Annotated in this window: 13 protein-coding genes; 9 read left to right on the top strand and 4 right to left on the bottom strand. The window is 73.6% G+C overall.

From position 1 onward, the window contains the following. Positions 1-81: 81 nt before the first annotated feature. Positions 82-570 (top strand): DnaJ family domain-containing protein, encoded by a 489-nt coding sequence (locus tag NV263_RS19175; RefSeq protein WP_263247757.1) that lies wholly within the window; start codon positions 82-84, stop codon positions 568-570. Between the two features lie 31 nt (positions 571-601). On the opposite strand, the gene NV263_RS19170 is transcribed toward NV263_RS19175, so the two are convergent. From NV263_RS19170 to NV263_RS19160, 3 genes are all read right to left on the bottom strand, one after another. Beyond that, a complete protein-coding gene (locus NV263_RS19170) occupies positions 602-1,198 on the bottom strand; it encodes a TetR/AcrR family transcriptional regulator (protein WP_263247756.1) in 597 nt (198 codons plus the stop codon). Between the two features lie 75 nt (positions 1,199-1,273). Then, the gene (locus tag NV263_RS19165; protein ID WP_263247754.1) at positions 1,274-2,695 is read right to left on the bottom strand and encodes a cytosine permease; all 1,422 of its coding nucleotides are present in this window, start codon (positions 2,693-2,695) and stop codon (positions 1,274-1,276) included. Further along, positions 2,692-2,856 (bottom strand): hypothetical protein, encoded by a 165-nt coding sequence (locus NV263_RS19160; RefSeq protein WP_263247752.1) that lies wholly within the window; start codon positions 2,854-2,856, stop codon positions 2,692-2,694. Before NV263_RS19160 ends, NV263_RS19165 begins: the two co-directional genes overlap by 4 nt. Before the next feature lie 161 nt (positions 2,857-3,017). Between NV263_RS19160 and NV263_RS19155 the strand changes: the two genes are divergently transcribed. Then, positions 3,018-4,394 (top strand): flavin monoamine oxidase family protein, encoded by a 1,377-nt coding sequence (locus tag NV263_RS19155; RefSeq protein ID WP_263247749.1) that lies wholly within the window; start codon positions 3,018-3,020, stop codon positions 4,392-4,394. Positions 4,395-4,439: 45 nt separating this feature from the next. Further along, positions 4,440-6,296 carry a Na+/H+ antiporter gene (locus NV263_RS19150; RefSeq protein WP_263247748.1) on the top strand — a complete coding sequence of 619 codons (1,857 nt, stop codon included), beginning with the start codon at positions 4,440-4,442 and terminating at the stop codon, positions 6,294-6,296. Positions 6,297-6,398: 102 nt separating this feature from the next. Here the strand turns inward: NV263_RS19150 and NV263_RS19145 are convergent, their stop codons facing one another. After that, positions 6,399-7,766 carry a chloride channel protein gene (locus tag NV263_RS19145; RefSeq protein ID WP_263247747.1) on the bottom strand — a complete coding sequence of 456 codons (1,368 nt, stop codon included), beginning with the start codon at positions 7,764-7,766 and terminating at the stop codon, positions 6,399-6,401. Positions 7,767-7,933: 167 nt separating this feature from the next. Between NV263_RS19145 and NV263_RS19140 the strand changes: the two genes are divergently transcribed. The 6 genes from NV263_RS19140 to NV263_RS19115 all read left to right on the top strand — a co-directional run bounded on the left by NV263_RS19140 (position 7,934) and on the right by NV263_RS19115 (position 12,877). Beyond that, the gene (locus tag NV263_RS19140; RefSeq protein WP_263247746.1) at positions 7,934-8,935 is read left to right on the top strand and encodes a cytochrome c oxidase assembly protein; all 1,002 of its coding nucleotides are present in this window, start codon (positions 7,934-7,936) and stop codon (positions 8,933-8,935) included. 32 nt (positions 8,936-8,967) lie between these two features. After that, a complete protein-coding gene (locus tag NV263_RS19135) occupies positions 8,968-9,477 on the top strand; it encodes a MarR family winged helix-turn-helix transcriptional regulator (RefSeq protein ID WP_263247745.1) in 510 nt (169 codons plus the stop codon). A 366-nt stretch (positions 9,478-9,843) separates the two neighbouring features. Beyond that, a complete protein-coding gene (locus NV263_RS19130; protein ID WP_263247744.1) occupies positions 9,844-10,842 on the top strand; it encodes a thiamine pyrophosphate-dependent dehydrogenase E1 component subunit alpha in 999 nt (332 codons plus the stop codon). Beyond that, entirely contained in the window at positions 10,835-11,821 is a 987-nt protein-coding gene (locus NV263_RS19125; RefSeq protein ID WP_263247743.1) for an alpha-ketoacid dehydrogenase subunit beta, read from the top strand. Before NV263_RS19130 ends, NV263_RS19125 begins: the two co-directional genes overlap by 8 nt. Beyond that, entirely contained in the window at positions 11,814-12,131 is a 318-nt protein-coding gene (locus tag NV263_RS19120) for a biotin/lipoyl-containing protein (RefSeq protein WP_263247740.1), read from the top strand. Before NV263_RS19125 ends, NV263_RS19120 begins: the two co-directional genes overlap by 8 nt. A gap of 2 nt (positions 12,132-12,133) precedes the next feature. Next, a complete protein-coding gene (locus NV263_RS19115) occupies positions 12,134-12,877 on the top strand; it encodes an alpha/beta hydrolase (RefSeq protein ID WP_263247739.1) in 744 nt (247 codons plus the stop codon). Positions 12,878-12,894 lie beyond the last annotated feature (17 nt).

The raw sequence follows: 12,894 nt of genomic DNA, 5'->3' as shown, positions 1-12,894 counted from the left end.
AACTTGGTCCAGATGCTCCCGAAGCGTGGGAACTCGCAGGTCGGGCCGCTATGCTGGCGGCGGACCGGAGGGGAGGGGGCGATGACCGAGCGCAAGCCGCCCGGGGTCACCTTCGAGTCGTGGGTCGACCGGCAGATCCGCGAGGCCGCCGAGCGCGGGGAGTTCGACGACCTGCCGGGGGCGGGCAAGCCGCTGCCGGGCGCGGGCGAGCCGTACGACGAGCTGTGGTGGATCCGCGGCTACGTCGAGCGCGAGGGGCTGTCCCGCGAGGCGCTGCTGCCCACCCCGTTGCAGCTGCGCAGGGAGATCGAGCGGCTGCCCGCCGCGGTGCGCGACCTGTCGTCGGAGCAGGCCGTGCGCGAGGTCGTCTCCGAGCTGAACCGGCGGATCGTGGCGTGGCTGCGGGCGCCGTCGGGGCCGCGCGTGCACGTCGGCCGGGTCGACCCCGACGAGGTCGTGGCCCGCTGGCGGGAGCAGCGGCGGACCCGCGCCGCCGAGCCCCCGGCGCCGCCCGCCGAACCGCCGCGCCGCACCCCGTGGTGGCGGCGGGTTCTCCGGGGCCGTTCCTGAATGCTGGGACTGCGCGCTCGGTCGCGGGCGCTCACGGGACCGGGACGACGCGGTCGATGAACGACCGGCAGGTGCGGCGCATCCGGGTCAGCGTCATGGTCCGGGACCCGGCCAGCACTTGCAGCGCCAGCCCGTCCAGCGCGGCGACCACCACGTTGGCCAGCTCCACCGGGTCGGCGTCGCCGATCTGCCCGGCCGCCTGGCCGTCGCGCACGATGCCGGCGATGATCCGCCGCCACTCGCCGTAGGCGCGGTCGTTGAGCTCCTGCAGGTCCGGGTCGTGCATCGCCTCGACCCACAACTCCGCCCACACGTGCCAGGACTGCACGGTTTCGGCGTCCTGCGGCAGGAACGCGTCCACCAGGGCGCGCAGCTTGCCGACCGCGTCCCGGTCGGAGTCCAGGATCGCGGTGCGGCGGCGCAGCGAGCGCTCGAAGTTCTGCTCGAACGTGGCGCGCACCAGGTCGCGCTTGTTGGCGAAGTAGTAGTGCACGATGCCCGACGACAGGCCCGCCTCCCGCGCCACGTCGGCGACCCGCACGGCGCGGAAACCGCGTTCCGCGATGACCTTGCACGCCGCCCGCAGGATCTGGTCGCGTCGTTCCGCTTCGACCTTGGGCCGCGGCATCCGCCCCTCTCCTTCGCGCGCCGGGAAACCGCACCGCAGCCTACTCCAGGCCGAACACCGGTCACCGACGCAGGATCACCGGTAGCCGCCGCGGCCCAGCCTGCGCACGCCCCAGCGGGTCAGCGCGTAGTGCAGCGCACCGGAGACCACGACCGAGGGCAGTGACGCGGTCAGGTAGCCGAACGCGGGCGCCGGTTCGTAGCTGACCGGGTTCAGCAGCAGCGCGTAGCTGAGGGCGCCGGCCGCGACCGCGATGATCGCGGCCGGGTTGAAGCCGCGCCAGAAGCCGTAGCAGGACTCCCGGCTCGGCAGGTACAGGTCGCGGACCCGCAGCCGTCCCCGGCGCAGCACGAAGTAGTCGACCAGCTGCACCGAGCACAGCGGCGCGAGCAGGATGGCGCCCCAGGAGACGAACCGGGAGTAGTTGTCGTAGACGGCTTCCGGGAAGAACACCAGCACGGCGGCGGGCAGCAGCAGGGCGCCCGCCAGCACCGGCCACGGCACGCCGCGCACCAGCCGACCGCCGCCGCCCTTGAGCGCGACCATCGACGAGTAGCCCTGCGCGACGACGCTGGTGATGTTCGCGAATCCCACGAACGCCAGCGCGATCACGCCGAGCACCACGCCGCCCAGCGGCACCATCCACTTCGTCGGGTCCTCCGACGACAGCGCCAGCGCGGCCAGCGAGCCGACCACGGCGGCCAGCACGGACGTGACGAACAGGCCGAGCAGGTTCGGCCAGAACGCCGCGCGGATCCCGGTGGTCAGCCGCGCCAGGTTGCCGACGTTGGGCCACCAGGCGAACCCGCCCGCGAGGTTGAGCTCGACGGCGAGCATGAAGTCCAGGTGCGGGTCGCCGGACGGGGACATCGGCCGGATCGACACCAGCTGCGCCCACGAGACCTGGGTGAGGATCAGCACCAGCATCCCGGCGGTCACCAGCACCAGGCCGGGCGCGACGATCTTGTTGACCCACTCCACCGACACCGGGCCGCGGGCCAGCACGAACCAGCACAGCACGACGGCCGCCAGCGCGATGAGGCTGACCGCGGGGCCGGAGGCGTCCAGGTGCGCGCCCAGCGCCTGGTCGGCCACGTTGACCAGGGCGTGCCCGCACATGATCGCCAGCACCGCCGACCACGCCGCTGCCAGCAGCGCGGACATGGCGATCATCAGCACCCGCGCCCCGTTGGCGCCGAAGACGCTGCGCAGCGCGACGAACTGCTCGATGCCGTACTTCGCGGACGGGATGCACGGCGCCAGCGCCACCAGCAGCGTGCTGATGCCGTAGCCGACGACGATGCCGGCGATGCCCGCCTTGGCGCCGACGTACAGCGACACCGCGCCGCCCTGCAGGAAAGCCCAGGTGGCGATGGCGAGTCCGACGTTGACCGAGGAGAAGCTCCAAAACCCCCAGATGCGTTCCCGGCGCAGCAGCGGGAGTTCGTTGAGCGTGCCGTCGTCGACGGCCGCGGCTTCGCGGGTGTTCGCGCTCATCCGGGATACCCCCACCACAGCAGCGCGGCGGACAGCACCGCGAGCGCGACCGCCGCGCACCACACGTCCCGCCAGGGGAGGTCCGGCAGCGGTCCCTCGTCCGGTCGATCGATCAGGTCCAGTCGGCGCCGCAGTTCGGCCCGGAACGCCTCGTCCTGCACTCCGCCTCCCGTAGTTTGACTGACGGACAAGTTATGGGAGTCTCTTCTCGGTCGAGATCCGATGTCAACTTTCCTTGGAACAAAGCGGAATTTCGGCGACGGTCGGAACGATGAGAAAGTCAATATTGACTGATCAGTCAAGAAATGGTGACCATGGGATCATGGCCCGTTCGTCTGCTCAGCCGCCCGAGAGCGCACCGGTCGCCGTGGTCGGCGCCGGGTACGCCGGACTGTCCGCCGCACTGGCCCTGCACGACCGCGGCGTGCCCGCGCTCGTGCTGGAAGGCGCCGACCGGGTCGGCGGGAGAGTCCACTCCGGACGCACCGAGCACGGCGTGGTGATCGACCACGGTGGACAGTGGGTGGGGCCGACGCAGCACCGCCTGCTGGCGTGGGCCGAGCGGTTCGGCTGCGAGACCTTCCCGACCTGGGAGACCGGGCGTGCGGTGGAACTCTGGCACGACGGCGCGGTGCGGGAGTTCACCGGCAGCGGACCCGACGACGGTCCGGGCGTCGCCGAGTACCACGACGCAGTCGCCCGCATCGACGCGCTGGCGGCCGGAATCGACCTCGACGCTCCCGCGTCGTGCCCGCGCGCCGCCGAGTGGGACGCCGAAACGGTGCACTCCTTCTTCCGGCGCACCGTGGCGTGCTCCGAGGCGCGGCGGCGGCTCGACCTCGCGGTGCAGGGCGTGTGGTCCGCGGAGCCGCGCGAGATCTCCGTGCTGCACCTGCTGTTCTACGTCGCGAGCGCGGGCGGGTTCGACCAGCTCATGGACACCGCCGGAGCCGCCCAGGACTCCCGCTTCGCGGCCGGTGCCCAGGCGCCGGCGCTGGCCGCGGCCGAGCGGCTGGGCGATGCCGTGCTGCTCGGCACCCGCGTCGACGCGGTCGAGCAGCGCGGCGACGGGGTCGTGGTGCGCACCTCGCGCGGCCCGGTCCGCGCGGAACGGGTCGTGGTCGCCACCCCGCCGCCCGCGACCGCGGGCATCCGCTTCGAGCCCGCGCTGCCCACCGCCCGCCAGCGCTGGGTGCAGCGCAGCGCGATGGGCGACGTGGCGAAGGTCCACGTGGTCTACCCGCGCCCGTTCTGGCGCGACGCCGGGCTGTCCGGCATCGCCTCGCTCTACGGCGCGGACGCGACCGGGGTGGTGTTCGACAACTCCCCGCGCGGCGCGGAGTTCGGCGTGCTGGCCGCGTTCGTCTACGGCGACCGGCTGCGCGCGTGGTCGGCGATGTCCGCGCGGGACCGCCGCGCCGAGGTGCTCGGGACGCTGGCCCGGTTGTTCGGCGAGCAGGCCCGGAACCCGTTGGAATACCTGGAGAAGATCTGGCCGACCGACGAGTGGGTCCGCGGTGGCTACGCCGCCAACCCCGCTCCGGGGTCCTGGATCGCGCACGGCGCCGAGGGGTGGCGCGCGCCGTGCGGACGCGTCCACTGGGCCGGGTCGGAGACCGCGAGCGCGTGGCACGGCTACATCGACGGCGCCATCTCCTCCGGCGAACGCGCCGCCCGCGAGGTGCTCGCCGCGCTGTGACCGCCCGGAATGCGGGCGGGCCCGGCGCGGGGGTGTGATGGAGGCGTGTTAGTCGCGTCCCAGATCGTCGCTCTCGTGCTGGTGGTGCTGCTGGTCACCGCCCTGGCCCGCCGGACCGGACGACCCGCCCCGGCGCTGCTGGTCGTCGCCGGGGTGGCGGTGTCCTACCTGCCCGGGTTGCCCGCGTACCGGCTGGATCCGGAGCTGGTGCTGTTCGGCTTGCTGCCGCCGTTGCTCTACGGCACCGCCTACACCAGTTCACTGCCCGACATGCGCGCCAACCGCGGGCCGATCGCCCTGCTGTCGGTCGGGCTGGTGGCGTTCACCACCGTCGTGGTCGGCGTGGTGACCTGGTGGGTGCTGCCGGGACTTCCGGCGGCGGCCGGGTTCGCCCTCGGCGCGGTGGTGGCCCCGTCGGACGCGGTGTCGGCGACCGCCGTGGCCCGCCGCGTCGGCATCCCGCGCCGCATCGTGCGGATCCTGGAGGGCGAGAGCCTGCTCAACGACGCGGTCGCGCTGGTCGGCCTGCGCACCGCGCTGGTCGGCCTGGCCGGTGCGGTGAGCGCGTGGTGGATCGCCGGGAGCCTCGCGCTGGCCGCCGTCGGCGGTGTGGTCATCGGACTCGTGGTGACGGCCGTGTTCGCGGGGGTGCGCAGGCTGCTGCGGGACCCGGTGACCGACACCGCGCTGTCGCTGGTCATCCCGTTCGTGGCCTACGTGGCCGCCGAGGCCGTGCACGCCTCGGGCGTGCTGGCCGTGGTGCTCACCGGCCTGCTGCTCGGCCACCAGGCGCCGCGGCTGATGTCCGGCGCGGCGCGTTCGGCGAACCGGGTCAACTGGCGGACCATCGAGTTCCTGCTGGAGAACGTGGTCTTCCTGCTGATCGGGCTGCAACTGCGCCAGATCCTGACCGACGTGGCCGAGGCGGGCCCCGGCCTGGGCGTCACGGTCGCGGTGTGCGCGAGCGTGTTCGTCGCCGCGGTGCTCAGCCGCTTCGTCTGGGTGTACGGCGTCGGCGCGGTCCGCAGGCTCGGCGGCCGCCGCGCGTGGCCGTGGTCGTACTCGGCGGTGGTGTCCTGGGCGGGCATGCGCGGGGTGATCACGCTGGCCGCCGCCTTCGCGCTGCCCACCGCGGTGCCGTACCGGTCGGTGCTGGTGCTGGCGGCGTTCGTGGTGGTGGCCGCGACCCTGCTGGTGCAGGGCACCACCCTGGGCTGGCTGGTGCGGCGGCTGCGCATCCCGGCCCCGGACCCGGGGCAGGACACGTTGCAGGAGGCCGCGCTGCTCGGCGACATGGCCCAGGCCGCGCGGCAGCGGCTGGAGGAGGTCCGCGCTCCCGACGACCAGCTGGACGTGGTGGAACGGCTCCGCGAGCGGCTGCAGGTGCGCACCGACTCGGCGTGGGAGCGGTTGGGCACCGACCCGGACCGCGAGACGCCGAGCGACAGCTACCGCAGGCTGCGCCTGGAGATGCTCGCCGCCGAGTGGGAGGCGCTGCTGGCCGCGCGCCGGTCCGGCACCGCCGACCACGTCGTCCTGCAACGGCTCGCGGAGGCGCTGGACGTGGAGGAGTCGATGCTGGAGCGCCCCGAGGAGACCGCCCGCGACCGGGAGCGGGAGCTGCGCGCCCCGACCTCCACCGCGGGTTCCTGCCCGCACCTGCGGCGGGCGCGCGACGACGTCCGCCCGCAGTCCCCCGACACCTGCCAGGACTGCGTGGTGGAGGGCACCACCTGGGTCCACCTGCGCCTGTGCCTGACCTGCGGCCACGTCGCCTGCTGCGACTCCTCGCCGCGGCGGCACGCCACCCGCCACTACCACGACACCGGCCACCCGGTCGTCCGCAGCCACGAACCCGGCGAGCTGTGGCGCTGGTGCTACGCCGACGAAACCCTCGGCTGATCGGCGGTCGTCAGCCGCCGTCCCGGCCGCCCGCGCCCCAGAAGAACGGCCCGGCGCCTCGGGCGCACCTCGATGCGCCACCCGAGCCGGTGCCGGGCGGGGTCACGGGACGGGGGCCAGGTCGATGCCGCGGCGGCGGAGTTTGCGGGTGTAGATCGTGTCGTGGCTCAGCGCCCGGCTGATCAGCGTGGCGATGACGATCGCGGCCATCAGCGGCAAGATGATCGTGTACTGGCCGGTCAGTTCGAACAGCACGACCACGGCGGTGATCGGGGCGCGCGCCGCCCCGGCGAAGGCCGCGCCCATGCCGATCAGCCCGTACATGCCCGGCGAGGCGGTCAGGTGCGGGGCCAGGTGGTGGACGACCTCGCCGAAGGCGGTGCCGCCCATCGCGCCGATGAACAGCGACGGTGCGAACACCCCGCCGGAGCCGCCGACGGCGATGGTGACGCTGGTGGCGACCAGCTTGCCGACCAGCAGCAGGAGCAGGAACCCGATCGCGTACCGGCCGCCCACCGCGTCCTGCAGCACCGGGTAGCCGACGCCGTACATCTGCGGCAGCACCAGCAGGATCACGCCCAGCAGCAGTCCGCCGACGGCGGGCCGCAGCCACTCCGGCCCGCGCCACAGCCGGTCGGCGACATCCTCGACCAGGTACAGGAACCGGCTGAACAGGACCCCCACGGCGCCGACGACCACGCCCAGCACCGCGCACAACGCGTATTCGACGGGGCTGTGCAACGAGAACTCCGGCAGGGTCAGGAACGCGGTGTTGCCGAGCGCCGCGCGGGCCACGACGCTGGCGGTCACGCTGGAGAGCACCACGGCCGCGAACGACTCGGCGGCGAAGTCGCGCAGGATCAGCTCCATCGCGAAGAACGGTCCGGCCAGCGGGGCGTTGAAGGTCGCGGCGATGCCACCGGCGGCGCCGCAGGCGACGAGCACCCGCAGCCGCGGCTCGCCGAGCCGCACCAGGCGGCCGAAGCCGGACCCGAGCGCGGAGCCGATCTGCACGATCGGCCCCTCCCGGCCGACCGAACCGCCGCCGCCGATGCACAGCGCCGACGCGACCGCCTTCACGGCGCTGACCTGGGTGGGGATGCGCCCGCCGCGTTCGGCCACCGCGAGCATCACCTCCGGCACGCCGTGGCCCCGCGCCTCGGGCGCGAAGCGCTGCACCAGTGGTCCGTACACCAGTCCGGCGAGCACCGGGGTGAGCAGCACGAACCACGGTCCCAGCGCGGGCAGCCAGGGGTGCGCGGCCCTGGGCGCGGCGGCGTAGTCGTCGTGCCCGGTCAGCAGCCGGGTGAAGGCGAGGATGAGCCAGCGGAACGCGATCGCGCCGAGACCGGAACCGGCGCCGATCGCCAGCGACAGCACCACGAGTCCGGAGGAGCTCTCCCGCAGCCACGAGCCGATGCGGCGGAGTGAGGGGACCTGGACCTGCGGTGCGGTATCGGAGCTCACCATTGCATAGTGCAACACTTGTCCTAGGTAGGGAAGTGTGTCGTTGCCGACACCGCCGGGTTCGGGCTTGCCGACGGCAACTATTGTCGGCTGCACGAACGAGACCGCTGCGACGCCGAGAACCCGGCCGTCGCGGCCGGGTGTGCCGCACCGTCCGAACAGGACCGCCCATGACCACGTCCCCGATGCCGCCGCTGACCTGGCAGGCGGCGCTGACGACCTGGCAGCTCGCGCTCGGCTGGGACCTCGCGGTGCTGCTCGCCTGCGTCGGCTACCTCGTCGGCCTGCGCCGCCTGCGGCGGGCGGGCCAGGAGTGGCCGCGTCGGCGCGCGGCCTGCTTCGCCGCCGGGCTGGTGTCGATCGTGCTCGCCACGAACAGCAGCATCGCGGCGTACAGCTCGGCGTACTTCTCGATGCACATGATCCAGCACCTGACGCTGATCATGGTCGCGCCGTACCTGCTGATCGCGGCGCATCCGCTCGACCTGTGGCAGCGGGCCGCGCGCGATCCGGAGCGGGTGCGGTCGGTGCTGCTGTCCCGGCCGGTCAGCGTGCTCACCAATTCGATGACCGGCTTCCTGCTCTACGCCGTGGTGCTCGCGGCCACGCACCTCACGCCGTTCATGCAGCTGATGCTCCAGCACCACGTCCTGCACCACGTCGAGGCGGTGGTGTACCTGGTCAGCGGGTACCTGTGCTTCCTGGCGGTGATCGGCCTGGAGCCGACCCGCTGGCAGCGGCTGAGCTACCCGCTGCGCCTGGCGTTCCTGATGTTCGCCATGGCGCCGGACACCGGCATCGGCGTGGTGCTCATGGGCGCCGACCACGTGCTGTTCCCGGACTTCGCGCGGATGAGCCCGGACGGCACCGCCGGGTTGCTCGACGACCAGCGGCTCGGCGGCGCGATCATGTGGGTCGGCGGTGACGGGCTGATGGCGCTGGCCATGCTGGTGCTGGCGGTGCTGTGGATCCGCAGCACCGGGCCGCAGGCCGGGTTCGGCGACTGGCTGGAGTCGGCCCGGCGCAGCGCCCTGTCCGGCACGGCGGGGGAGGCGGGCGGTGACGTCATCGCCGAGTCCGCCGACGTCGACGCCGACGAGCGGGCGCTGGCCGACTACAACGCCATGCTGGCGCGCCTGAACGGCCGCACATCCGGGGGCGACGCGCGCTGAGCAGCGCGGGAACGCTGAGGTAGAACAGGCATATGTCGCGAACCGATGCCGCGGCCCGGCCCGCCGCCCAGGACGTCGACGCCGTGACCGATGCCGTGCTGACGGCGTCCCGCCTGCTGGTGGCGGTCTCGGCGCGCTCGGTGGCGGCCGTCGGGGAGTCGCTGACCCTGCCGCAGTTCCGCATGCTCGTGCTGCTGTCCGGGCGCGGGCCGCTCAAGCTCGCCACCATCGCCGACCTGCTGGGCGTCAACCCGTCCACCGTGACGCGCATGGTCGACCGGCTGGTCGCGGCGCGGATGGTGGACCGGCAGACCAACCCGGCGTCCCGGCGCGAGAACGTCGTGACCCTCACCGACTCCGGGGCGGACGTGGTGCGCCGGGCGACCGAGCGGCGTCGCGAGGAGATCGCGGCGATCGTGGCGAAGATGCCCGCCGCTTCCCGCAGCGGGCTGGTCGAGGCGCTGACCGCTTTCGCCGAGGCCGGGGGAGAACCCCCGGTCGGCAGCTCCCCCTACGACGCCGAGGACACCCGCTGGTCCTGACCGTCCACAGTGGTCGATGCCGGGCGGCCGCGGCGGGTTGAGAGCCTGCCTTTGAACTCCTTTTGCGAGGCGGTACCGGTGGCGGGGCCTCAGCGGCCCGCCCGTCGCCCGGCCACCGGCCCCCAACGAGGCGCTGACGCCCTGGCGGCGGCCCGCAGCGTCGTGCCGGGGTCCGTCGGGCACCGGACAGGTTGCACAGTCCCCCTCGGCATTCGGGTGGCACTCCTGCGCACAGTGCGCAGGTCCAGGTGGGCCGCTTGTCGAGCTCTCGGGCGATGAACTAGCTATGTTGCCGCGTTCCGCAGATCCGGCGCATCCGCCCGAAGGGAGCCGCTCGTGTTCACCGCGACATCGCCACCCCCCGAAGTGTCCGAAGTGGACACCAAGCTGTCCCTGCACCTCTACCGCACGATGCTGCTCGCCCGGCGCGTCGACGAGGAGGCCGTCGCGCTGCAACGGCAGGGCGTGCTGCCCGCCTACGCACCGATGCGCGGCCAGGAGGCCGCGCAGGTCGGCAGCGCCTCGGTGCTGGACACCTCCCGCGACTTCGCGTTCCCGACCTACCGGGAACTCGGCGTGGCGCTGGCCCTGGGCGTGGACCCGGTGGAGTACATGGGCACCCACGTCGGCGCCTGGCACGGCGGCATGTACGACCCGATGACCACCCGCTTCGCCCCGATCAACGCGGTCGTCGGCGGTGCTGTCACGCACGCCGTGGGCTGGGCGATGGGCGCCGACCTGGACGGCACCGGCGGGGTCGCGATGACCTTCTTCGGCGACGGCGCCAGCTCGCAGGGCGACGTGCACGAGGCGATGAACTTCGCCGCCGTCTACCGGCTGCCCGTGGTGTTCCTGTGCCAGAACAACGGCTGGGCCATCTCCACGCCCACCTCGCGCCAGGTCGCCGGGGGGTCGGTCGCCGCCCGCGCCGCCGGGTACGACATGCCGGGGCACCGCGTCGACGGCAACGACGTGCTCGCCGTCCGCGAGGCGGTGCGGCAGGCCGTCGCGCGGGCCCGCGAGGGCGGTGGTCCGTCGGTCGTCGAGGCGATGACCTACCGGCTCGGCCCGCACTCCACCTCCGACGACCCCGGCCGCTACCGCAGCGCCGAGGAGGAGCGCGACCACGCCGGTCGGGACCCCCTCACCCGGTTCGCGGCCCGGCTGCGCGAGTCCGGCACCGCCGAGGCCGACCTCACCGCCGCGGAGGAGCACGCCGCCGAGGTGGTCGCCCGCGTCCGCGCCGAGCTGTCGTCCTCCGGTGACCGGCCGGGGGAGGAGCTGTTCGACTTCGTCTACCGCGAACCCACCGCCGCGCTGCTGGAACAGCGGCGGCAGTGGCGGGAGGACCACGCCGATGCCTGAGAACGCCACGATGCAGCAGGCGATCAACCTCGCCCTGCGCCACGAGATGGACGGCGACGACCGCGTCCTGGTCTTCGGCGAGGACGTCGGCGTGCTCGGCGGCGTGTTCCGCGTCACCGACGGCCTGCGCGCCGAGTTCGGCCGACGCGTGTTCGACACGCCGCTGGCGGAGTCGGCGATCGTGGGCATGGCGGTCGGGCTGGCACTGGCGGGCTGGCGGCCGGTGCCGGAGATCCAGTTCGACGGCTTCGCCTACCCGGCGATCGACCAGATCGTCAACCAGCTGGCCCGCATGCACCACCGCAGCCGGGGGCGCGCGGCCATGCCCGTCACGCTCCGGCTGCCCAGCTACGGCGGCATCCGCGCCCCCGAACACCACGGGGAGAGCATGGAGGCGCTGTTCGCCCACGTCCCCGGGCTGAAGGTGGTCTCCCCGGCCACGCCAGCCGAGGCGTACGGCCTGCTGCGCACCGCGATCGCCGATCCCGACCCGGTGATCTTCATGGAGCCCAAGTCGCGGTACTGGAACCGCGAGTCCTTCGACGAGGCCGCGGTGGAGCCCGTGGCGCCCGGCACGTCCCGGGTGGTCCGCACCGGGCGGCACGCCACGCTGATCTCCTGGGGCGCCATGGTGTCGCGCTGCCTGCAGGTGGCGGAGCTGGCCGCCGAGGACGGCGTGGAGCTCGAAGTCGTCGACCTGCGCTGGCTCAAACCCGTTGACACGGCGGGGATCTGCGCGTCCGTCCGCCGCACCCGCCGCGCGGTGGTGGTGCACGAGGCACCGCTGACCGCCGGGCTGGGCGGGGAGATCAGCGCCCTGCTGCACGAGAACTGCTTCCGCGAGCTGCGCGCACCGGTGCAGCGGGTGACCGGCTACGACGTGCCGACCCCGTCAGGGGCGCTGGAAGACGAGTACCTGCCCAGCATCGACCGCATCCTGTCCGCCGTGCAGACCGTTCTGGAGTACCGACGTGGCTGAGACCGTGTTCCACCTGCCCGACCTGGGCGAGGGCCTCATCGAGGCGAAGGTGCTGGAGTGGCACGTCGCCGAGGGCGAGCTCGTCGAGCGCAACGCACCGCTGGTCGAGGTGGAGACCTCGAAGTCCGCGGTGGAGATCCCCTCCCCGCAGACCGGCCGGGTGGTGCGCAGGCACGCCGCCGAGGACGACTCGCTGCGCGTCGGCGACCCGCTGGTGACCTTCGAGGTCGACCAGGCGGGGATCGTCGGCACCGTGCCCCGCGAGGGCAGACCGGCCCGCCGCGTCCGACTGCGCCCGCCGGAGGAGTGAGCATGCGCGCCATCCACGCCGAGCACGCCGAGTCGGCCGACGGCACCCGCGTCCACTTCGAGGTGGCCGGCACCGGCGCCGCGGTGCTGCTGGTGCACGGGTTCGCCTCGCACGGGCGGCTGAACTGGATCGACGCCGGGTGGACCACCGCCCTCGCGGCGGCGGGGCGCACGGCGGTGACCGTGGACCTGCGGGGCCACGGCAGCAGCGACAAGCCGCACGACCCGGCCCGCTACGCCCCGCACCTGCTGGCCGAGGACCTGCTGGCGGTGCTGCGCGCGGCGGACTTGGACGCCGCGCCGGTCGACGTCGTGACGTACTCGATGGGCGGCCTCGTCGGCTGGGAACTGGCCCGGCGGCACCCGGGCGCGGTCGGCAGGCTCGTGCTGGCCGGGATCGGCCCGGCGCCGGCCTTCGACGGCGTCGAGCCCGACATTTTCGTCCACAGTGGACGAGTTCCGGAGGATCCGCGCGCGGCGGCGCTGCTGGCGATGGCCTCCGCGGTCCCGGGCAACGACCCGGTCGCCCTCCGGGCGTGCGCGCGGGGCGTGGCGGGCACCGCCCTCACCGGCCCCACCGGGCACCCGACGATGCTCGTCGCGGGCGAGCGCGACGACCTAGCCGCGGGCGCGGCCGATCTCGCCGCGCGGTGGGGTGCCGAGTTCGCCCCGATCCCGAGGCGCAACCACCTCAACGCCGTCTCCGCGCGCACCTTCAAGGACGCCGCCCTGGCGTTCCTGTCCTGACCCCGCGGGGGTCCGCG

It is taken from the genome of Saccharopolyspora rosea (genome assembly GCF_025643595.1).
GTDB classification, from domain to species: Bacteria; Actinomycetota; Actinomycetes; order Mycobacteriales; family Pseudonocardiaceae; genus Saccharopolyspora; species Saccharopolyspora rosea.
Note: the sequence above shows the minus strand (reverse complement) of the source record. Positions and strands in the feature narration are given on the sequence as shown.